Annotated in this window: 16 protein-coding genes; 5 read left to right on the forward strand and 11 right to left on the reverse strand. The window is 69.9% G+C overall.

Translation table 11 applies throughout. The features are described 5' to 3' along the window. Positions 1–229: 229 nt before the first annotated feature. Positions 230–634 carry an ATP-binding protein gene (locus KV557_RS44970; RefSeq protein ID WP_374106693.1) on the reverse strand — a complete coding sequence of 135 codons (405 nt, stop codon included), beginning with the start codon at positions 632–634 and terminating at the stop codon, positions 230–232. A 288-nt stretch (positions 635–922) separates the two neighbouring features. Here KV557_RS44970 and KV557_RS30195 point away from each other — a divergent pair, with 288 nt between their 5' ends. From KV557_RS30195 to KV557_RS30210, 4 genes are all read left to right on the forward strand, one after another. After that, a complete protein-coding gene (locus KV557_RS30195; RefSeq protein WP_218204723.1) occupies positions 923–2,137 on the forward strand; it encodes a hypothetical protein in 1,215 nt (404 codons plus the stop codon). A 25-nt stretch (positions 2,138–2,162) separates the two neighbouring features. Further along, positions 2,163–2,879 carry a creatininase family protein gene (locus KV557_RS30200; RefSeq protein ID WP_218204724.1) on the forward strand — a complete coding sequence of 239 codons (717 nt, stop codon included), beginning with the start codon at positions 2,163–2,165 and terminating at the stop codon, positions 2,877–2,879. A gap of 242 nt (positions 2,880–3,121) precedes the next feature. After that, positions 3,122–3,454 (forward strand): trypco2 family protein, encoded by a 333-nt coding sequence (locus KV557_RS30205; RefSeq protein WP_218204725.1) that lies wholly within the window; start codon positions 3,122–3,124, stop codon positions 3,452–3,454. Positions 3,455–3,691: 237 nt separating this feature from the next. Then, positions 3,692–7,282: a tetratricopeptide repeat protein gene (locus KV557_RS30210; protein ID WP_218204726.1), complete on the forward strand. Its 3,591-nt coding sequence runs from the start codon at positions 3,692–3,694 to the stop codon at positions 7,280–7,282. A 414-nt stretch (positions 7,283–7,696) separates the two neighbouring features. Here the strand turns inward: KV557_RS30210 and KV557_RS30215 are convergent, their stop codons facing one another. Next, positions 7,697–9,640 (reverse strand): TIGR03960 family B12-binding radical SAM protein, encoded by a 1,944-nt coding sequence (locus tag KV557_RS30215; protein ID WP_218204727.1) that lies wholly within the window; start codon positions 9,638–9,640, stop codon positions 7,697–7,699. A gap of 444 nt (positions 9,641–10,084) precedes the next feature. Here KV557_RS30215 and KV557_RS30220 point away from each other — a divergent pair, with 444 nt between their 5' ends. Beyond that, on the forward strand, positions 10,085–11,377 hold the full coding sequence (locus KV557_RS30220) for a M14 family zinc carboxypeptidase (protein WP_218204728.1): 1,293 nt from the start codon (positions 10,085–10,087) through the stop codon (positions 11,375–11,377). Between the two features lie 66 nt (positions 11,378–11,443). On the opposite strand, the gene rodA is transcribed toward KV557_RS30220, so the two are convergent. From rodA to KV557_RS30265, 9 genes are all read right to left on the reverse strand, one after another. Beyond that, positions 11,444–12,643, reverse strand: a complete 1,200-nt coding sequence (gene rodA / locus KV557_RS30225; protein ID WP_218204729.1) for a rod shape-determining protein RodA — start codon at positions 12,641–12,643, stop codon at positions 11,444–11,446. Positions 12,644–12,716: 73 nt separating this feature from the next. Then, positions 12,717–14,987: a penicillin-binding protein 2 gene (mrdA, locus tag KV557_RS30230; RefSeq protein ID WP_218204730.1), complete on the reverse strand. Its 2,271-nt coding sequence runs from the start codon at positions 14,985–14,987 to the stop codon at positions 12,717–12,719. 48 nt (positions 14,988–15,035) lie between these two features. Next, positions 15,036–15,677 (reverse strand): rod shape-determining protein MreD, encoded by a 642-nt coding sequence (mreD, locus tag KV557_RS30235; RefSeq protein ID WP_218204731.1) that lies wholly within the window; start codon positions 15,675–15,677, stop codon positions 15,036–15,038. 3 nt (positions 15,678–15,680) lie between these two features. After that, entirely contained in the window at positions 15,681–16,646 is a 966-nt protein-coding gene (mreC, locus tag KV557_RS30240; RefSeq protein WP_218204732.1) for a rod shape-determining protein MreC, read from the reverse strand. A 98-nt stretch (positions 16,647–16,744) separates the two neighbouring features. After that, positions 16,745–17,770 carry a rod shape-determining protein gene (locus tag KV557_RS30245; protein ID WP_030256393.1) on the reverse strand — a complete coding sequence of 342 codons (1,026 nt, stop codon included), beginning with the start codon at positions 17,768–17,770 and terminating at the stop codon, positions 16,745–16,747. Between the two features lie 322 nt (positions 17,771–18,092). Next, the gene (ndk, locus tag KV557_RS30250) at positions 18,093–18,506 is read right to left on the reverse strand and encodes a nucleoside-diphosphate kinase (protein ID WP_218204733.1); all 414 of its coding nucleotides are present in this window, start codon (positions 18,504–18,506) and stop codon (positions 18,093–18,095) included. Positions 18,507–18,605: 99 nt separating this feature from the next. After that, the gene (locus KV557_RS30255) at positions 18,606–18,956 is read right to left on the reverse strand and encodes a DUF4233 domain-containing protein (protein ID WP_218204734.1); all 351 of its coding nucleotides are present in this window, start codon (positions 18,954–18,956) and stop codon (positions 18,606–18,608) included. 1 nt (position 18,957) lies between these two features. Then, positions 18,958–20,349 carry a bifunctional tetrahydrofolate synthase/dihydrofolate synthase gene (gene folC / locus KV557_RS30260; RefSeq protein ID WP_218204735.1) on the reverse strand — a complete coding sequence of 464 codons (1,392 nt, stop codon included), beginning with the start codon at positions 20,347–20,349 and terminating at the stop codon, positions 18,958–18,960. A 429-nt stretch (positions 20,350–20,778) separates the two neighbouring features. Further along, positions 20,779–21,288 (reverse strand): hypothetical protein, encoded by a 510-nt coding sequence (locus tag KV557_RS30265; protein ID WP_218204736.1) that lies wholly within the window; start codon positions 21,286–21,288, stop codon positions 20,779–20,781. Positions 21,289–21,572 lie beyond the last annotated feature (284 nt).

Below are 21,572 nucleotides of genomic sequence, written 5' to 3' on the forward strand. Positions count from 1 at the left end.
CCCCCGCCGCTATCTGCCTGAGGGCAGCATGGACCAGCTCTACCCTGGCGAGCAGGCTCGCGACCAACTACCACCCACCGCATGACCGTTGGCAAACGACCACTACACCACTTCACGGGACATGACCCCTGACCGTTCACGACGATGTACCGTGCCAGCGCCTTCCGCAGCCCCGCACCGCAGTAGAAGCACCGCGTCCCCGCCACCCCGGACGGCCTCCCGAACCTCATCACGCACCACCTTCCGGACCCACCAGAGCCCAAACGATCTTCCCGATACCCTCAGGCCGAGGGGTGCAGCCCCACTCCGCCGACAAGGCCTCCACCAGGCACAACCCCCGGCCAGACACGTGGTCGGCGCAGGTGGACCGCCGGATCACCGGCCGCTCGCTGCTCGCGTCGTGTACCTCCATCCGAAGGTGGTCACAGACCAGCTCGAACCGGATGGCGATGCGCCGCCCCTTGGGCACGCGGGCGTGCACCACGGCGTTGGTCACCAGCTCGGACAGCACAAGAAGACCGCCCGGCAGGAGCGCAGACGCTCCGGGAACGCCGATTAGGAAGTCCCGCAGCAGCAAGCGAGCCCTGTGAGCCGACAGCCGATGCCGCGGAAGCGTCGCCTCGAACGCGGACATCCCAATGGCCAGCCGACCGGTCCCACTACCGACTTGGGGTTCACCCGAACTGATCACCCGCACCACCCTCCCGGCGCCCAATGGGAGGCCCGAACCTGGACGTTCCGGCCCTTGACACCAGGCTGCCGAGAGGGAGTGCAGGCTTCGCACCCAAGCTGATTACCCAATGTGGGTAAACTCACAGGCAATCAACTTCCTTGCGGCGGCTACTGATCAACACCGGGGGCAGTGGTGACCGAGGCACGCGTACCGGACCGGCTACCAGCGGTCCTGCTGTCCAACCCGGAGATGATCGCCGCGTGCCGAAGACGCGACTTCGCCGCCGTGTTCCGGCTGCTCAAACTGGCCGGGGTCTACCCGTCGCTCATCGCTCGCGCCTGTGACATGACGCCCAGCCGGGTCGGCGAGGTCATCGCGGGCAAGCGCAAGATCGAGAAGATCGATCTTGTCGAGCGCATCGCGGACGGACTGCACATCCCCGGCCGCATGCTCGGGCTGGCCTCTCGGATGTGGGAACAGGAAGCAGCGCCGACGCAGCCCCGATGCCACGCTCCGGCGCCGACCGCCAGCGGCCAAGGCCTCAGCGCACCGATCGACCCGGAGTTCTTCGTCAGCCACCTGCGCACGGCCATGCCTGGCCACTACAGGGCCGCCAACCTACTCGGGTCCCGCCACGCGCTCGACGCGGTGACCCGCCACGTCCAACTGCTCGACCGCCTCCAGCAAAACGCTGGAGGCAGCGCCCGAGACAAGCTCCTGACCATCGGTGCCCGCACCGCGGAGTTCCTGGGCTGGCTGAACCAGGACCTCGGGGACTTCGACCAGGCCCTCTACTGGTCGGACCGTGCCATGGAGTGGGCCCAGGAGAGCGGCGACGACGTCATGGCCGCTTACGTGCTCTTCCGGAAGAGCAATCAGGCCACCGCCCAACGCAGTGCCCAGAAGGCCGTCAGCCTCGCGCGTGCCGCTCAACGTTCCGTCGGGGCCACGCAGCGCATCCGGGCTTTGGCCGCGCAGCAGGAGGCCCAGGGCCACGCGCTCATGGGCAACCCGCGCTTCGCCCAGGCCAAGTTCGATGAGGCCCACGAACTCGCCGCCGAGCCGGAAGACTCACACGCCGACGACGCACTCGATCTGGCGTACTGCACGCCGACCTACGTCGAGATGCAGCGGGCGAACTGCTTGATCGACTTCGGCGACCCGCACACGGCCGTGGGCATGTTCGAGTCAGAGCTCCGGTCCCTGCCCCCGATCTACCGCAACGACCAAGGCGTGTACCTCTCTCGGCTGGCGCGCGCCTACGCAGTGTCCGGCGAGCCGGAGCAGGCAGCCGCCGCAGCCGGCCGGGCCTTGTCGATCGCCATCGACACCGAGTCCGCCCGGACGATGTCCGAGCTGTCCGCAGCGGGCAAGGCCCTTCAGCACTGGCACGCCGTACCCGAAGTAGCCACGTTCACCGGCCGTTTGACCCTGATGGGCACGGCGAACCCTCTCGACCGCTGACGACCTGATGAGACAGGCTGGGCCCATGGACGCACTGATCACGGCCGCCACCTCCGCAGACGAACGCCGGCGCGGCGCCAAGGTCGCCGTGCTGCCGGTCGGCAGCTTCGAGCAGCACGGCGACCACTTGCCGCTCACCACTGACACCGTCGTCGCCAGCCTGATCGCCCAGCGGATCGCCGCCGACTACGACCTGTTTCTCCTGCCGCCCATCACGATGTCCTGTTCGCACGAACACGCCCACATGCCAGGCACCGTCAGCATCAGCGCCGCCACGCTCTACGCCGTGATCAACGACACATGGAAGTCCCTCCAGGCATCCGGAGTCCCCGGCCTCCTGATCGTGAACGGCCACGGCGGCAACTACGTCCTCTCGAACGTCGTCCAGGAAGCCAACACCGCCGGTCCGCGTGTCGCCCTCTTCCCCATCCGGGAGGACTGGCACCAGGCCCGCGAGGCCGCCGGGCTTGAGAGCTCAGGCGCCGAGGACATGCACGGCGGCGAGCTGGAGGTGTCCCTGCTCCGCCACGGCGCTCCCCACCTCGTCCGCGACGGCATCGAGGGCGACGACCACGACGCTCCGGAGCGTCCCCACCTCCTCACCCTGGGCATGGCCGGCTACACCCGCAACGGCATCATCGGCCGCCCCTCGCTCGGTACGACCGAGAAGGGCAAAGCCATCCTTGAGAGCCTGTCCAAGTCGGCCGCCGCACACCTGTCACTCATCGGAGGCCACCGATAGCCACCGGCTACCATCGGTGGGCGACCCAGTGACACCTGTAAGGCGTAGGAACACTCCACGGCCGAGGGACGGTTCGACCAACTTCTCGGCAGCGGGCTTGCGGGCCACCTCGGTGGCGGTCAGGAAGCCATTGCCGTGCTGGTGCCGGGTCGCCAGTTGGCCAATTTGTCGCCAGGGATCAATGCAGAGGCTCTACCGTATTCGAGTTGAGGTGACGGGACATCGGATAGAGGGTGGGCGCGGTGGATATTCCGCTGGTAGATGCGGTGGCAGCGGTTAGGGACGAGTTGATCGCAGCAGCGGCCGCAGGCGGGGAACACGAGGACGTCGTGTTCGCGGTGGGACCGGTGGAGATGGAGTTCGAAGTCGAGTTGCGCGCGGACGCGAAGGCGAAGGCCGGGTTCCGGCTATGGGCTGTCGGGGCGGAGACAGAGGCGGGGGTATCGCGCGGTCGCACGCACCGGGTGTCGTTCACACTCACGCCCAAGAACACCAACGGCGGTGACCTGATGGTCGCCGGTTCCGCGGGCCGCCAGTCAGGTCCCGGGGTCACCGAGGAGCGCATTCCGGACTGAGGTACCCCTGTCCTGGAACGACGAAACTTGCGGGGCGCGGAGATTCAGCTTGCGGCGCATTGAGGGGCCAGGGTGGAACGCGATCGTCTGGCAGGAGTAACCGGGCCGGGTGGTCCTGGGTCGGGGTACGCGGTGGGCGGTCGGCTCGTGCTGACTTCTGCACATGTCGCGGGCCGAACTGGGGTCAGGGTGGAGGTGTTCCATCCGGGCGCCGCTCACCGCCAGGGTGAGCCGCCGATGGGCGGGACAGTGGTGTGGTGCGGCACGCCCGGAGGCCGGGACGATGCGGCGCTGGTCCGGGTGGACGAGGACGAACGGTGGCAGGCACCGACCGGGCCCGTTCGCTGGGGGCGAATGGCGACGGACAGGCCCGCCGGCTGCGAGACCTGGGGCGTGCCAGATGTCGCCCAGCGCGCAGACAAGCCCGTGGAGGCCGCGCAGTTGCGCGGCGAGGTGAACCCCGGCAGTGGATTCGTGGATAACCAGTACGTCATGGACCTGCGCCAGCACCCCCCGCAGTGGTCGCCTGCTGGCACGTCACCGTGGGGCGGTTTGTCGGGAGCGGCGGTGTTCTGTGACCGGCTGCTCGTAGGCGTGGTGGCCTCTGAAAGGGCCTACTCCGGCCGTGGCCAGTTGAACGTGGTGCCCGCCTACGTCCTCCATCACACTCCCTTCCCAGCTCTCTCTCGTTCGTTCAGTGACGTCCTGTCCGAGCACGGCATCGCCCCGGCCGCTCTGGAGGCGGTGGAATTCCAGCACCTAGCCGACCCCGCCAGCCAGATTCGGGTTCGGTCAGGGATAGGGTCGCCCGTTGGTCTGCTGGAGGCCGGACGGCAGACCGTCCCGTTCCACGGCCGCGAAGACCTCTTGGAACGCCTGGGCGCGTGGTGTGCGCTCGGCGGGTTCGGAGCTTGGCTACTGCACGGGCCCGGTGGGCAGGGCAAGACTCGCCTAGCGCATCACCTCTCCATGCTGCTGGCCGCAGACCGGTGGGCTGTGCTGTGGCCGCGCACGGACGCCACCGCAGCCGAAGTGCGAGAGATCCGGCACGCCTCCAAGCCACTATTGGTCGTCCTTGACTATGCCGAGACTCGCACCCAACAGCTGGCTGCCATTGTCGAAGCCGCCGTCGAGCACCCGGGTACCACTCCACTGAAGATCCTTCTGCTGGCCCGCACCGATGGCGACTGGTGGCGGCGCGCCACCAACAGTCGTCTCTCCCGGGATCTGCTAGGCAGCGCCCCCACGCACCTGCTCACCCCGTTGGAGAACGAGCCTGCTGACCGTCCAGGCGCCTACCGTGACGCTGTCCGGGCGCTCGCCGCCGCCCTACCCCAGGTTGAGGGCCTTGCTGAGCACAACTGGCTGGCCTCCGCAGATACCCTGCCGATACCGCAGCTCAGTCATGACGTCTACGGCAACGCACTCACCCTCCACATGACCGCTCTCGCTGACCTACTTGACACCGCCCTCGGGCCGGCCGACCAGATCGGACTGGGCAAGAATGATGGGGCTCATCGGACGGCGGAAGAGGTGGAGGATCGTCTTCTTTCCCACGAGAGCCATTACTGGGAACAGAGCGCCGCCGCCCGCGGCCTCGTGCCGTCGGATCTGTATCCGGAAGCCATGGAAGCAGCACTGGCCGCAGCCCATCTGGTCGGCGCCACCGACCGCGCAGGTGCCGACGCCATTTGGCGCAGACTCCCTATGCTGGCTGACCAAACTCGGGCCCGGCGTGATCAAGTCACAGCGTGGATCGCCAGCCTCTATCCTGCCGCATCTGGAGATCGACCGTGGGGAGTGCTACAGCCCGACCGTCTCGCTGAACGCCACATCGGCCGCGTATTGGATGACAACCCCGCCATCGCCGCCCAACTCCTCGACGGCGCCGACAACACTCAGGCCAGCCAGTTGCTGACCGTGTACAGCCGCGCCGCCGCTCACCCCGTCTTCCACGACCGCCTTGACACCCAGCTCACCAACCTGTGCACGCACAACTTTCATCGACTTGCCAGTCTTGTCATCGCCACGGCTGTCCAGACCGACCACCCTGAGCCGCTCATTACCGCCCTTGACGCTGTCATCAACGACGATGAAACTCCCCTCAACGACCTAATCACCCTCCATGGCCTCCTTCCGGCCTCCAGTCGACGCCTCGCCAGCACAGCGGTCAGCCTCGCCGAAACCATCACTGGCGGCTATCGAATGTTGGCCGAAGCGAACCCTGACGCTTTCCTGCGTGACCTCGCCTCGTCGCTGAACAACCTGTCCATCCGGTTGGGGGAGGCAGGGCGGCGGGAGGAGGGCCTTGCCGCCATCGAGGAAGCCGTGAGCATCCGCCGCGCACTGGTCGAAAGCAACCCGGACGCCCACCTGCCCGACCTCGCCATGTGCCTGAACAACTTGTCCGTCGATCTGGGAGAGCTGGGGCGGCGGGAGGAGGGCCTTGCCGCCATCGAGGAAGCCGTGAGCATCCGCCGCGCGCTGGCAGAGAGCAACCCGGACGCCCACCTGCCCGACCTCGCCACGAGCCTGAACAATCTGTCGATCCGGTTGGGGGAAGCTGGGCGAAGGGAGGAGGGCCTTGCCGCGTGCCTGGAAGCCGTCCGCCACTACCGCGCACTGGCCAAGGCCGGCCCGGACACCTACCTGCCGGACCTCGCCTTGTTCCTGAACAATCTGTCGATCCGGTTGGGGGAAGCTGGGCGAAGGGAGGAGGGCCTTGCCGCGTGCCTGGAAGCCGTCCGCCACTACCGCGCACTGGCCCAAGCAAACCCAGACGCCCACCTGCCCGACCTCGCCATGTCCCTGAACAATCTGTCCAATCGGTTGGGGGAAGCTGGGCGAAGGGAGGAGGGCCTTGCCGCGTGCCTGGAAGCCGTCCGCCACTACCGCGCACTGGCCCAAGCAAACCCGAAGTCCTACCTGCCCGGCCTCGCCTCGTCACTGAACAACCTGTCCGTCCGGTTGAGGGAGGCGGGACAGCGGGAGGAAGGCCTCGCCGCTATCGAAGAAGCCGTGAGCATCCGCCGCGCACTGGCAGAGAGCAACCCGGACGCCTTCCTACCCGACGTCGCCTCGTCACTGAACAACCTGTCCGTCAATCTGGGAGAGCTGGGGAGGCTGAAGGAAGGCCTCGCTGCAAGCTTGGAAGCCGTGGGCATCCGCCGCGCACTGGTCGAGAGCAACCCGGACGCCTTCCTACCCGACCTCGCCTCATCGCTGAACAACCTGTCCGTCGATCTGGGGGACACGGGGCGATGGGAGGAAGGCCTTGCGGCAATCGAAGAAGCCGTGGGCATCCGCCGCGCACTGGCAGAGGTCAGTCCGGACGCCTTCCTACCCGACCTCGCCTCATCGCTGAACAACCTGTCCAATTGGTTGACGGAGGGGGGCCAGCAAGAGGAAGGCCTCGCCGCAAGCTTGGAGGCCGTCCACCACTACCGCGCGCTGACCCAAACAAACCCAGAAGCTTTCCTGCCCGACCTCGCCTCGTCACTGAACAACCTGTCTAATCGATTGGGAGAGGCGGGACGAAGGGAGGAAGGCCTTGCCACCATCGAGGAAGCCGTCCGCCACTACCGCGCACTGGCCCAAACAAACCCAGACGCCCACCTGCCCGACCTCGCCATGTCCCTGCACAACCTGTCCGCCAACCTGGGAGGGGCTGGCCGGCCGGACGAGGGCCTTGCCACCATCCAGGAAGCCGCGAGCATCCGCCGTGCGCTAGCCGAGGCGTACCCCGACCTCTTCAAAGTCGACCTGCAACGATCGTTGAAGGTCACAGCCTGGCTCAAGTCCCTTCCGCGATACCCGACCGAGGGGTAATGCGGTACAGACGGTCACCAACAATCGGCCCGACCTTCACGCGAAGGTGGGAGACGCCATCTACTGACTATCACTCGCAGGAATGCTGACGAACGCACAGTCGTACTCGCGGTGAGGCCAGTCCTTTGACCGACGCAGTCGTGCATGCAACGGAGCCTTCCCGAGTCCTGCTAGGGAAGGCTCCATGCGTCGCGCTGAGGGGTCAGACCCACTCGATCGACGTCTCGATGCCCGGGGCACTCCGGGCGGCGGGCAGAGGGGTCCTCTGGCCGCCTTGCCGGGCCTCCCTGGGGTGGGCGGGGTCGCCCGGGGCGCGCGTCATGCCGAGCGCGCCCAGGACGAGCTCCCGCTCACCCTCCGGAAGGCTGTGAAGTAAGTCACACAGCTCGCTCACCGTGTCACCCATACTTCGGGCTATTTCTGCTGGTCAGCGGCGTTGACGACCGTCAGCGGCAGCATCTTCTTGCCCGTCGGGCCGATTTGTATAGCCGTCTGCATCTGGGGACACACGCCGCAGTCGAAGCACGGGGTCCAGCGGCAGTCGTCGACCTCGACCTCCTCCAGGGCGTCCTGCCAGTCCTCCCACAGCCAGTCCTTGTCGAGGCCGCTGTCCAGGTGGTCCCAGGGCAGCACCTCCTCGTAGGTGCGCTCGCGGGTGGTGTACCAGTCGACGTCGACGCCGGTGCCGGCCAGGGCCTTGTCGGCGCAGGCCATCCAGCGGTCGTACGAGAAGTGCTCGCGCCAGCCGTCGAAGCGGCCGCCGTCCTCGTAGACGGCGCGGATGATCCCGCCGACCCGGCGGTCGCCGCGGGAGAGCAGGCCCTCGACGATGCCCGGCTTGCCGTCGTGGTAGCGGTAGCCGATGTTCTTGCCGTACTTGCGGTCGCCGCGGATCGAGTCGCGCAGCTTGGCGAGGCGGGCGTCGGTGGCCTCGGCGGACAGCTGCGGGGCCCACTGGAACGGGGTGTGCGGCTTGGGCACGAACCCGCCGATGGAGACGGTGCAGCGGATGTCGTTCTGGCCGGTGACCTCGCGGCCCTTCTGGATGACGTTCTTCGCCATCTCGCCGATCTGGAGCACGTCCTCGTCGGTCTCGGTCGGCAGGCCGCACATGAAGTACAGCTTCACCTGGCGCCAGCCGTTGCCGTACGCGGTGGCGACGGTGCGGATCAGGTCCTCCTCCGACACCATCTTGTTGATCACCTTGCGCATGCGCTCACTGCCGCCCTCGGGGGCGAAGGTGAGGCCCGAGCGGCGGCCGTTGCGGGACAGCTCGTTGGCGAGGTCGATGTTGAAGGCGTCGACGCGGGTGGACGGCAGCGACAGGCCGATCTTGTCGTCGGTGTAGCGGTCGGCCAGGCCCTTGGCGATGTCGCCGATCTCGGTGTGGTCGGCGCTGGACAGCGACAGCAGGCCGACCTCCTCGAAGCCGGTCGCCTTCAGCCCGCGCTCGACCATCTCGCCGATGCCGGTGATGCTTCGCTCCCGCACGGGGCGCGTGATCATGCCGGCCTGGCAGAAGCGGCAGCCGCGGGTGCAGCCTCGGAAGATCTCGACGGACATCCGCTCGTGCACGGTCTCGGCGAGCGGGACGAGCGGCTGCTTCGGGTAGGGCCACTCGTCGAGGTCCATCACGGTGTGCTTGGACACCCGCCACGGCACGCCCGGGGCGTTCGGCACGACGCGGCCGATCCGGCCGTCGGGCAGGTACTCGACGTCGTAGAACTTCGGCACGTACACCCCGCCGGTGCGGGCCAGGCGCAGCAGCAGCTCGTCGCGTCCGCCCGGGCGGCCCTCGGCCTTCCAGGCGCGGATGAGCTCGGTGATGTCGAGCACGGCCTGCTCGCCGTCGCCGACCACCGCGCAGTCGAGGAAGTCCGCGATCGGCTCGGGGTTGAACGCCGCGTGGCCGCCGGCCAGGACGATCGGGTCCTCGTCGGTGCGGTCCTTGGCCTCCAGCGGGATGCCGGCCAGGTCGAGCGCCGTCAGCATGTTGGTGTAGCCGAGTTCGGTGGAGAACGAGAGGCCGAACACGTCGAAGGCCTTGACCGGCCGGTGGGCGTCCACGGTGAACTGCGGGACGTTGTGCTCCCGCATCAGCGCCTCAAGGTCCGGCCAGACGCTGTAGGTGCGCTCGGCCAGCACGCCCTCGCGCTCGTTGAGCACCTCGTAGAGGATCATGACGCCCTGGTTGGGCAGCCCGACCTCGTAGGCGTCGGGGTACATCAGCGCCCAGCGGACGTCGCAGGCGTCCCAGTCCTTGACGGTCGAGTTGAGCTCGCCGCCGACGTACTGGATCGGCTTCTGGACGTGCGGGAGGAGGGCCTCCAGGCGTGGGAAGACCGATTCGACAGTCATGTACTAGGAACCCTTACGACGTGATTCGGTGCCGCGCGCATCGGCAGGCGACGGCTGGGAGGGGTGACCCTCAAGGGTAGCCCAATCCGGGGAACGGGCCGCCTGGCTCACCCCCGCCCCCCACAGAGCCCCGGTCCCGCGGCGCGCTCCGGCGCGACCGGCGGCCGTCGCAGCCGCCCCGCCGCCCACGGTGCGCGCCCGCCGTTCCCGCGCCGTCCGCCGTTGACACCCCCGGACGGCCCGTGCGCTACTGGCAGGGCTCCGCCGGAGACCCCCTGCACCCCTTCCGGAGACGGGAGTTGGGCCGTACGCTCGGCCCTCCGCCGACTCCCCACCGGCGACCCGTCCCCGGCCCGCAAGGCCCCGACCCCGGCTCCGCCGGGCCGCGTCCGGCGGCGCACCGTCCGCGCCCCGGCGGCCCCGCGCCCGGGTGCAAGGAGAACCATGACCGACACCGGCCGGCGGGTCCGTCCGTCCCGGCCCCTCACCGGGGCCCCGGCCCGCTACCCGACGGTGGCCGGCGCCGAGGCCGCGGCCCGGCGGCTGGCCCTGCGCCACCCGGACCGCTGCCGCCTGCGCGAGATCGGCCGGTCCCGGGCCGGGCGGCCCCTGCTGCTGCTCTCCATCGACCGGGGCCCGCACGCCGTGCTCGCGGTCGGCGGCCCGCACCCCAACGAGCCGGTGGGCATCGCCGCCGCGGTGCGGCTGGCCGAGCTGCTGCTGGAGCGCCCCACCCGGCCCGGCCTCTCCTGGCACCTGCTGCTCTGCCTGGACCCGGACGGCGCCGCGCTCAACGCCGGCTGGCTGGACGGCCCGCTCACCATGCGACGGCACTACGAGCACTTCTTCCGCCCGTCCTTCGAGGAGCAGCCCGAAATGCTGCCCGCCCCCGGCGCCGACCGGCGGCCGATGCCGGAGAGCCTGGCCCTGACCGGCCTGCTCGACGAACTCCGCCCGTTCCTCCAGTGCTCGCTGCACGGCGTGGACTTCGGCGGCGCCTTCGTCCAGCTCACCCGCCCGGTCCCGGGCCTGTCCGAGCGCTTCGCCCGTTCCGCCGGCCGGGCCGGCATCCCGCTCGACCTCGACTCCTTCGACGCGATCGGCTGGGCCAGCCCCGCCCCGGGCACCTACCTGATGCCCGCCCCCGGCAGCGCCGGCGCCTCCCGGGCCCTGCCGGACGAGCCGGAGCTCTCCACCTGGTCGTACGCCGCGCGGCTCGGCGCGGTGACGGCCGTCCTGGAGGTCCCGATGTGGTCCGTCGACGCGGTCGGCGACGCCCGCCCGCACCCGGCCGTCGGGCAGGCCGTCGGCGCCGCCGCCCGCACGCTCAAGGCGCGTGCCGAGGAGCTGACCGCGCTGCTCGCCCGCGTCCCCGCGCGCGCCCGCACGGAGCACGGCGCGCTGGTGCGCACCACCGAGTTCAACCTGGAGGTGGCCCCGCCGGTCGCGGACGAGTGGCTGGACCACTGGTACCCGGAGCCGCTCACGGTCTCCCGGGTGACCACCGCCGGGCTGGTCGCGGCCCGCCTCCCGCTGCGGGTGGCGTCGATGCTGCTGCGGCTGCTGGCGGACGCGCGCGGCCCGGCGGCGGACGCCGCGAGGGACCGCGCCCGGGCGATCGTCGCGGAGAGCCTGGACGAGCTGCGCCACCGGTTCGGCGCCCGCTGGGTGCCGGTCGAGGTCCAGGTGGCTCACCAGGCCCGCGCGGTCCTGACCGCCGCCGACTGCCTGCTCTGAGCGCTCCCGGAGACACGCCGAGGGCCGGCCCGGGACCACCCGGACCGGCCCTCGCCGAACACGTCGTCAGGCCCCTATCGGCCGCTGGCTCCGTACCGCCTGGAGCAGCCCGATCGCGATCCACACCGCGAACATCGACGACCCGCCGTACGAGACGAACGGCAGCGGGATGCCCGCCACCGGCATGATGCCCAGGCACATCCCTATGTTCTCGAACGCCTGGAACGAGAACCACGCGATGATCCCGGCCGCCACGATCGTCCCGTACAGGTCGGTCGCCTGCCGGGCGATCTTGCAGGCCCGCCAGAGGATCACGCCGACCAGCAGGATTATCGCCAGCGCCCCGACGAAGCCCAGCTCCTCGCCGGCCACCGTGAACACGAAGTCGGTCTGCTGCTCCGGGACGAACTGCCCGGTGGTCTGCGTCCCGTGGAACAGCCCCTTGCCGGTCAGCCCGCCCGAGCCGATCGCGATCCGGGCCTGCGCGGTGTTGTAGCCGACGCCGGACGGGTCCAGCTGCGGGTTGGCGAAGGCCGCGAACCGGTCGATCTGGTACTTGCTCAGCACCCCGAGCTTCCAGATCGCGATGCACCCCGCGGTGCCGGCCACCAGCAGCCCGAGCACCCAGCGGTTGGCCGCACCCGAGCCGAGCAGGATGCCCAGCACGATCGCGGCCATCACCATGGTCGACCCGGCGTCCGGCATCAGCAGCACCAGGCCCATCGGCAGGCAGGCCCAGACCAGTCCGCGGAAGACCGCCCGGTGCGAGGGGAACTCCCGCTCCCCCGCGTCCACCTGGTCCGACAGCACGACCGCCATCGCCAGCACGATCCCCAGCTTCGCGAACTCGGCCGGCTGGATCGAGAAGCCGCCGCCCAGCTGGATCCACGAGTGCGCGCCGTTGATGGTCGAGCCCACCGGACTGAGCGTGGCCATCAGCAGCACGATGACGGCGACGTAGACGAACGGGACGAGGGTGCGGAAGCGCCGACTCCCTATCGCTATCACCACCGCACACAGCACCAGCCCGACCACGAGGTTGGTCAGGTGCCGGTACAGGAAGTACTGCGGGTCCCCGTGGGTCAGCGACTCCCGCCCGCGGGTGGCCGACCAGACCAGCAGCGAGCTGCCCAGCGACAGGGTCAGCGCAGCCAGCAGCAGTATCCAGTCCAGCCGCCACAGCGGGGAGTCCTTGGCGAGGGCCTTGGAGACCCCGGTGCGCTGCGGCCCGAGCCGCAACTGCCGGTAGGAGCCGTACGAGCTCATGCGCCCGCCTCGCTTCGCTCGGCGAGGGCATTCACCCACGCGCACCTCTCAATGGTGAGCTCACTTCGCTCGCTCACGCCCGTCCCCTTCCCGCGCCGCGCGTCGGTTCGAGCGCGGCGTCGGTTGCGGTGAGCAGGGTCTGCGGGGCCGACGGCGGCGCCGGGTCGAGGAAGACCCGCGGGGAGCCGCCGGTCACGCCCGGGTCGGCGAGCCCGGACGGGTCCGCGACGCTGTAGCCGGCCGGCTTGATGATCGCGGTGCCGTCCGGGTTGAACTTCGGCAGCTCGGCCTGCGGCGCGGGCAGCAGCGCCTTGCCGTTGTCGACGTTGCCCTTGTCGTCCACGCCGTACAGCGCCTGGTAGATCCGGCGGACGGCGTCACCGGAACCGCCGGAGCCGGTGCCGCCCTGGCTGATCGTCATGACGACCGCGTAGTCCTTGCTGTACGTGTCCAGCCACGAGGTGGTCTGCTTGCCCTCGACCTCGGCGGTGCCGGTCTTGGCGTGCAGCTCGATCTTGTTCTGCGGCCAGCCGGCCCCGGCGAACTTCCAGGCGGCGGTACCGCTGGTGATGACACCCGCGGTGGCCTGGTCGATGTAGCTGAGCAGCTTCTGGTCGCCGGGGAACTTGCCGTCCTCGTGCGGGGCGATCTCGCGGACGAGCTGCCCGCTCGGGCTTATCACCGCCTTGGCGATGGTCGGCCGGTAGAAAGTGCCGCCGTTGGCCAGCGCCGAGTAGATGCGGGCCATCTGGACCGGGGTGACGAGCGTGTCGCCCTGGCCGATCGCGTAGTTGACGGCGTCACCGGCGCGCATCTGGTAGCCGTCGACGCAGTTCTCCCGGGCGATCTGGTCGGAGAAGCTGTTGCCGCCCTTCTCCGCCTGCTTGCACCAGGCGTCCTTGTTGTTGTCGTAGAAGGACTGCTTCCACTGACGGTCCGGCACCCGGCCGGTGACCTCGGCCGGCAGGTCGATGCCGGTCTTGGCGCCGAGGCCGAACTGGTGGGCGGTCTTGAAGAACCAGTCGCCCGGTTCCTTCTTCGGCTTGATGCCTCCGTCCTTCATCCACTGGTCGTACGCCAGGCCGTAGAAGACGGTGTCGCAGGAGACCTCCAGCGCCCTCTCCAGGGAGATCGCGCCGAAGCTCTCGCTCTCGAAGTTCTTGAACTCACGGCCGCCGATGGTCATGGCCTTCGGGCACGCGTAGGTCCCGTCCAGCGAGTAGCCGGCCTGCACGGCGGCGGTGGTGGAGACGACCTTGAAGGTCGAGCCGGGGGCGGACTGACCCTGTATGGCCCGGTTCAGCAGCGGGAAGTTGGAGTCCTTGCTGGTCAGCGCCTGGTAGTCCTTGCCGCTGATGCCGCCCACCCAGAGGTTGGGGTCGTAGGTCGGCGCGCTGGCCATCGCGACGATCCGCCCGGTGTGCACGTCCATCACGACGGCGGCGCCCGAGTCGGCCTCGTAGTTGCGGTTGGTGACCTTGTCGAAGGTGTTCCGGGCGTCGGCCATGGCCTGCGCCAGGTTGTCCTCGACGACCTTCTGCACCCGGGCGTCGATGCTGGTGACCAGGTTGTCGCCGGTCTGCGGGGCGACGGTGCCGGCGGTGCCGATCACCCGGCCGAGGTTGTCGACCTCCAGCTGGGTGATGCCGGCGGTGCCGCGCAGGTCGCGGTCGTACACCGACTCCAGGCCGGCCCGGCCGATCTGGTCGGCCGGCAGGTAGCGGTCCAACCCGGTCTTGTCGGCGGTCTTGCTGACCTCGTCGTCGGTGACGGGCGAGAGGTAGCCGAGCACCTGGGCCATGTTGGCGCCCTCGGCGCCGGTGTAGCGGCGTACGGCGGTGGGCTGCGCAGTGATCCCGGGGAAGTCCTCGCGGCGCTCCATTATCTGCATCGCCTGTTGGGTGGTCGCCTCCTTGGTGACCGGGATCGGCTGGTAGGGCGAGCCGTTCCAGCAGGGCTGCGGGGTCTTGGCGTCACAGAGCCGGACCTTCTCCTGCACGTCCTTGGCCGGCATGCCCAGCACCTCGGCCAGCCGGCCCAGCACCGCCTTGCCGCCGTCCCTCTGCTGGAGCAGCGAGGTGCGGCTGACCGAGACCACCAGGCGGGTCTCGTTGCCGGCCAGGATCCGGCCGGAGGCGTCCAGGATCTCGCCGCGGACGGCCGGCTCGACCACCTCGCGGATGTGGTTGCCGGTCGCCTTGGCGGTGTAGACGCTGGCGTTGCGGATCTGCAGGTACCACAGCCGCCCACCGAGGGTGGCGAGCAGCGACAGCACCAGGATCTGCAGCACCACCAGACGGATCGTCACCCGCCGGGTACGGCCGGTCTCGGGGATGTTGCTCACGTCTCGTGCGCTCCAGAGTGCGGGAAGTCGGGAGGTCGGGGGGCGGGGTTACGGGCGCCGGGCGAAGCCGGGTCCGCGTCGCTTCTTGTAGGACGGGCCCGACGAGACATCACGGGTGGTGCGGTAGCGGGCCAGCGTGCCCAGGCCGGGCCCGCCCTCGTCGTCGTCGCTGGCGGCAGCCGCCGGGCCGCGCCCGAAGCGGCGGCCGAGCAGCATCACCAGCGGCACCACGAACGGCGCCAGCAGCAGGTCGTACAGCAGCGCGCTGATCACCAGGCCGCCGAGGCCGACGTGCCGGGCGGCGGTGTCGCCGACCAGCGCGCCGACGATCGCGTACAGCAGGGTGGAGGCGACGGCGGCGACGGCGACCACCAGCAGCGCGCCGGACACCGACCGCTGGCGGCCGTGGTCCGGGCGCAGCAGCCCGGCGGCGTAGCCCATCAGGCAGAGCACCAGCGCGTAGCGGCCGATCGCGTGGTCGGACGGTGGCGCGAGGTCGGCCAGCAGGCCGGCTGCGAAGCCGACCACGCAGCCGCCCTTCGGCCCGTAGACCATGGCGAGGCCGATCACCACGAGCAGCAGTATGTCCGGGGTGGCGCCGGGGAGCTGGAGCCGGCCGAAGACGCTGACCTGGAGGATCAGGCCGAGCAGGATGAGGACGGCGGAGACGGGGATGCGGGCGAGGCGCATGGCTCAGTTCCCCCCAGTGGGCTTGGCGGGCGGGGCGGCCGGGGTCGTGGTGGCGGGAGCGGCCGGTGCGGCAGGGGCGGCGGTAGCGGCCGGGGCCTGGCTCTGGGCGGGCGCGGGCGGCAGCACCCCGTCGCGCGGGTCGCTGCGCGGCGGCACGACCACGACGCCGACCAGGTCCAGCCGGGTGAACTGGACGAACGGCTCGACCAGGATGGTCTTGGTCAGCTGGCCGGCGTTGGCCTGGACCTCGACGACCTTGCCGACCGGCACCCCGGGCACGAACGGGCGGCCGCTCTGCGAGCCGAAGGTGACCAAGCGGTCGCCGGCCTTGACCTGCGCCTTGCCGTTGAGCAGGGAGACCTTCATCGGGCTGTCGCCGCCGCCGGAGGCGAAGCCGATCTCCCCGCTGCCCTCCAGCCGGGCGCCGGCGGTGAAGCCGGGGTCGGAGGCGAGCAGCACGGTGGCGGTGGTGCGGGCGACGGTGGTGATCCGGCCGACCAGGCCCTGACCGTTGATCACCGTCATGTCGCGGGTGAGGCCGTCGTCGCTGCCGGCGTCGATGGTGATGGTCCAGGAGAAGCCCTGGGCCGGGCCGATCGCGATGACCTGGGCGGCCTTGACGGTGTAGCCGCCGGCGCCGGCGGTGCGCAGCAGGTCGTCGAGCTGCTTGGTACGGCCGGCGGCCATGTCGGAGGAGGCGAGCTTCTGCCGCAGTTCGGTGTTCTCGCGGGCGAGCTGATCGGTGCGGCCGCTGTGGGTGGCGGCGTCGCGGAAGGCCCGGACGGTGTTGGCGACCGGGTCGACGACGGTGGCGGCGCCGCGCTCGACCGGGCCGAGGACACTGGCGGCGGCGTGCCGGGCACCGCCGAGCGGGGAGCTCGCACCGCCCTTGATGTCCACGGTGATGAGCGCGAAGGCGACGGCCACCAGCAGGATGAGCAGCAGCCGGCTCTCTCGTGTGTCCCTCACGGTGCTGGTACTGCCCCTTCGTACCTGGCCGGCCGCCGGGGCTGTGGGGCCCGGGCGGCGGCGGCCCGTTCAGTTGACTGTCGGATGTGTCGTCGGTGCTAACGGCGCGGCTGCGCGTCGAGTACCTGCTGGAGCGCCTCGAACTCCTCGACGCACTTGCCGGAGCCGAGCGCGACCGAGTCGAGCGGGTTCTCGGCGATGTGGATCGGCATGCCGGTCTCGCGGCGCAGCCGCTCGTCGAGGCCGCGCAGCAGGGCGCCGCCGCCGGTGAGCACGATGCCGCGGTCCATGACGTCGCCGGCCAGCTCGGGCGGGCACTGGTCGAGGGTGGTCTTGACCGCGTCGATGATCGAGTTCACCGGCTCGTCGATGGCCTCGCGGACCTCGGCGGCGGAGATGACGACGGTCTTGGGCAGGCCGCTGACCAGGTCACGGCCGCGGATCTCGGCGTGCTCGTCCTTCTCGCCCTCCAGGCCGAAGGCGCTGCCGATGCTCATCTTGATCTGCTCGGCGCTGCGCTCGCCGAGGAGCAGCGAGTACTCCTTCTTGATGTGCTGGACGATCGCGTTGTCCAGCTCGTCGCCGGCCACCCGGATGGACTGGGCGGTGACGATGCCGCCGAGGGAGATCACCGCGACCTCGGTGGTGCCGCCGCCGATGTCGACGACCATGTTGCCGGTGGCCTCGTGGACGGGCAGCCCGGCGCCGATCGCGGCGGCCATCGGCTCCTCGATGATGTGCACCTGGCGGGCGCCGGCCTGCGAGGAAGCCTCGATGACGGCGCGGCGCTCGACCCCCGTGATGCCGGAGGGCACGCAGACGACAACGCGGGGGCGGGCCAGGTAGCGGCGGCGGTGGATCTTGAGGATGAAGTAGCGGAGCATCCGCTCGGTGATCTCGAAGTCGGCGATCACGCCGTCCTTGAGCGGGCGGATGGCGACGATGTTGCCCGGCGTGCGGCCGATCATCTTCTTCGCCTCGGCGCCGACCGCGAGGATGCCACCGGTGTTGGTGTTCACGGCGACGACGGACGGCTCGTTGAGGACGATCCCCTTGCCCCTGACGTACACCAGCGTGTTGGCAGTTCCGAGGTCGATCGCCAAGTCGCGGCCGATGAACGACAGGTTGCTCGCCATGGGGTGTAGGTGCCTTCCCGGGCTCGGAGTTCATGGGGGGTGGACGACTGCGTGCGCCCACGCTTGGGCGGAGACCAGCTGAGCTGCCTTACCGGGCCCTTGAGTCGCGTCCATCGTAGTCACGCCGCGCGGTACGGACGTCGACGTGGGGCATACCGTCCATTGTCCGGAGCGTGATCGCTTCTCCGAGCATTGGGACGCCGTGTCGGCGGTCCCAGTTCCCTATTTCACGATAAGAATGCCCCGGCCGGGCCAATGGTCCCGACCGGGGCAGTCCCTAGGTCCCTCGGGCGTGCCGCCCGGTGCCGGTTCAGGCGTGGGCGGGGAAGAAGATCTTGATCTCGCGCTCGGCGGACTCCGGGGAGTCGGAGGCGTGGATCAGGTTCTCGCGGGTGATCGTCGCGTAGTCGCCGCGAATGGTGCCGGCTCCGGCCTCCAGCGGGTTGGTCGCGCCGGCCAGCATGCGGATGCCGCGGACGACCTCCTCCCCCTCGACGATCATCGCGATCGACGGGCCGGAGGTCATGAACTCCAGCAGCGGCTCGTAGAACGGGCGGCCGACGTGCTCCGCGTAGTGCTGCTCCAGCGTCCCCCGGTCGAAGGTGCGCAGCTCGACGGCGGTCAGCCGCCAGCCGGCCTTGCGCTCGATGCGGCTGATGATCTCGCCGGCCAGGCCGCGCTGGACGGCGTCGGGCTTGAGCAGGACGAGAGTGCGCTGGGACACGGTGCGTCTCCTGGGGATTTGGTCCGGCATACGGTATGCGACACGGCAGAGGTTACCTTGCGTGAGCGACCTGCCGGTTCCGCTGGTCCGGGGCCTGGTCTAGGCCTGGGCAGCGGCTGCTTCGGCGGCGGCGCGGGCAGCCTTGAACTCGTCCACCTTGCGGCCGTAGTGCACGGAGCACCACCACAGGCCGGCGAAGACCGCGCCGAGGGCGAACATCGTCGGCAGGACGAAGCCGCTGGCGATCAGGCCGATCTGCAGCACCCAGCCGGTCGTCACCGCACCGGGCCGGTTGATCATGCCGCACAACGCGATGCACAGCGCCATGGCGATTCCGCTGACGATCCAGACCGTGGCCGTCGAGACGCTGGAGAGCCGCATCGCGACCAGCGCCGCGAAGACGATCAGGAGCGCCTCGCCGATCAGCGTGGAGGAGCAGAGCGTCCTCATGTCACTTCCTCCCGAGCAGCAGGCGGGCCTCGCCCACCGTGATGACCGAACCGGTGATCAGCACCCCGGCGCCGCCGAGGTCGCCCCCCTCCTCGGCGAGGGTGACGGCGGCGGCGATGGCGTCGTCGAGCCGGGGCTCGACCTGGACGCGGTCCTCGCCGAAGATGTCGACGGCCAGCGCGGCCAGCGCGTCGACGTCCATCGCGCGGTGGGTGGAGTTCCGGGTGATGACGACCTCGGCGAGGATCGGCTCGAAGGCCTCCAGCACGCCGGCCACGTCCTTGTCCCCGGAGGTGCCGATCACGCCGACCAGCCGGGTGAAGCCGAAGGCCTCGCCGATCGCGGCGACGGTGGCCTGCGCGCCGTGCGGGTTGTGGGCGGCGTCCAGGATGATCGTGGGGCTGCGGCGAACGATCTCCAGGCGGCCCGGCGAGGAGACGCCGAAGAAGGCCTGACGGATCTTGTCCACGTCGAGCTGCCCGCCACGGGCGCCGCCGACGCCGAAGAAGGCCTCGACCGCGGCCAGCGCGAGCGCCGCGTTCTGCGCCTGGTACTCGCCGTGCAGCGGGATGAAGACGTCCTCGTACTCCTCGCCGCCGAGCCCGCGCAGCGTCACCAGCTGGCCGCCGACGGCGACCTCGCGGCGGATCACGCCGAACTCCATGCCCTCGCGGGCGACGGTGGCGTCCACCTCGACCGCGCGCCGCAGGATGGTCTGGGCGGCGTCCAGCTGCTGCTGGGCGACGACGGCGACCGCGCCGGGCTTGATGATCCCGGACTTCTCGACCGCGATCTCGCCGGTCGTCTCGCCGAGCTTGTCGGTGTGGTCCAGCCCGATCGGGGTGATCACGGCGACGGCGGCGTCGATGACGTTGGTGGCGTCCCAGGAGCCGCCCATGCCGACCTCGACGACGGCGACGTCGACGGGGGCGTCGGCGAACGCGGCGTAGGCCATGCCGGTCAGCACCTCGAAGAAGGACATCGGCACCGGCTGCTGCGCGTCGACCATCTCCACGTAGGGCGCGATGTCGCGGTAGACCTCGACGAAGCGCTCGGGGGTGATGGGGGCGCCGTCCAGGCTGATCCGCTCGGTGACGGTCTCCACGTGCGGGCTGGTGTAGCGGCCGGTGCGCAGCTCGAAGGCGTTGAGCAGCTGCTCGATCATCCGGGCGGTGGAGGTCTTGCCGTTGGTGCCGGTGATGTGGATGGACGGGAAGGACCGCTGGGGCTGGCCCAGGATGTCCATCAGCGCCTCGATCCGGTCGAGCGAGGGCTCCAGCTTGTTCTCCGGCCAGCGCTTGGAGAGCTCCGTCTCGACGTCGCGCAGGGCGTCGCCGGTGCCGCCGTCGGCGGGGCGGAGGGTGTACGGGTTCGGGTCGGCCTTGTCGCTCACGACCACAGTCTACGGAGCGTTGGCGGGTCGTCCTCACGGGGTGAGAACGACCACTTTGCGCCATGTTTCCAGTTTTGCCCCCTTTATCATTGATCTAGCGAGCTCGAACCGCAACGAAGCATCGATTCGCACCTCCGAATGCCGTGCAGCCTTTGATCAAGAGGAGTGTCGCCGGGCTGATCTCGCCGGCACCGGCCGCCCACATGCCCCCGGTCTTCGGGCGGACCGAGAGCGATGCGGGTCCACCCGCGGCGTGACACTCCTCTTGACAGCCGGATTGGTCTACTCCACCTTGTGAGACAAGTCTCCTTTCCCGACAGGGACTTGAGTTGTCGGTAGCTCCCGCACGCACACGCACACCATCGGCACACACCTGCACGCGATGCCGTGATGCAGTAACGCCACGCCGAGCCCGGGCCGGGGACCTCGTCAGACCCCCGCCCGAGCCTCCGGGACGTGAGCGGCAGTGCCGCCGTGCCGGCGGCGCAACTCGGTGGTGATCTCGGCCAGTTCGCCCTCGGGCAGGAACGGCAGCATCATCGCGACGCCCTGCAGCAGGCCCCCCACCAGGAAGGTGGTGTCGGCCGTCGAGGCGACCAGCTCACGGACCTCGGCCACGTCACCGACGGCCACCGCCTCGATCAGCCGGGCGGCGTCCGCGGTCTCCTCGTCCACCGCGACGGCGCCGGTGTCGGCCGGCGCCCGCCGGGCCATCGCCCGCAGCACCTTGTCGCCGACCTCGGGGGCGTAGGCCTTGCGGACCGCCTCCGCGGCGATCCAGGCGAGCAGGGTGGTCACCTCGCGCTCGACGTGCTCCGCGAACAGCAGGTCCAGCTCGTGATCGAAGGCGAGCTGGTTCCCGTGCCGGAACGCGAGCAGCAGCGTCGCCGCCCTGGCCTTGGCCTCCTCGACCGCCGCGGGGGAAAGTTCGTCAACCAACTCCTCGGTCACCACCACGCCATGCCCTCCCGTCCGTCGGCTCAGCAGAACGCCCAGCAGAAACGCTCTGCGAAAACTCCGTCACACCGTACACATCCCACCTGCAAACTTCCGCGAACCCGCGCGGGCAAGACCGGAATGAATTCGGGCGGAATAGGACCTCACCCGGTCCAGGATGAATATTCGCCGGAAGGGAGCAATGGTGCTGGGCTATTGGGCGTAGCGAAACCACCGGAAATGACGGAGGGGCCGCACCCCGCTCCCGGCGGAATGCGGCCCCTCGG

Source organism: Kitasatospora aureofaciens (assembly GCF_019192735.1).
Taxonomy (GTDB): domain Bacteria; phylum Actinomycetota; class Actinomycetes; order Streptomycetales; family Streptomycetaceae; genus Kitasatospora; species Kitasatospora aureofaciens_A.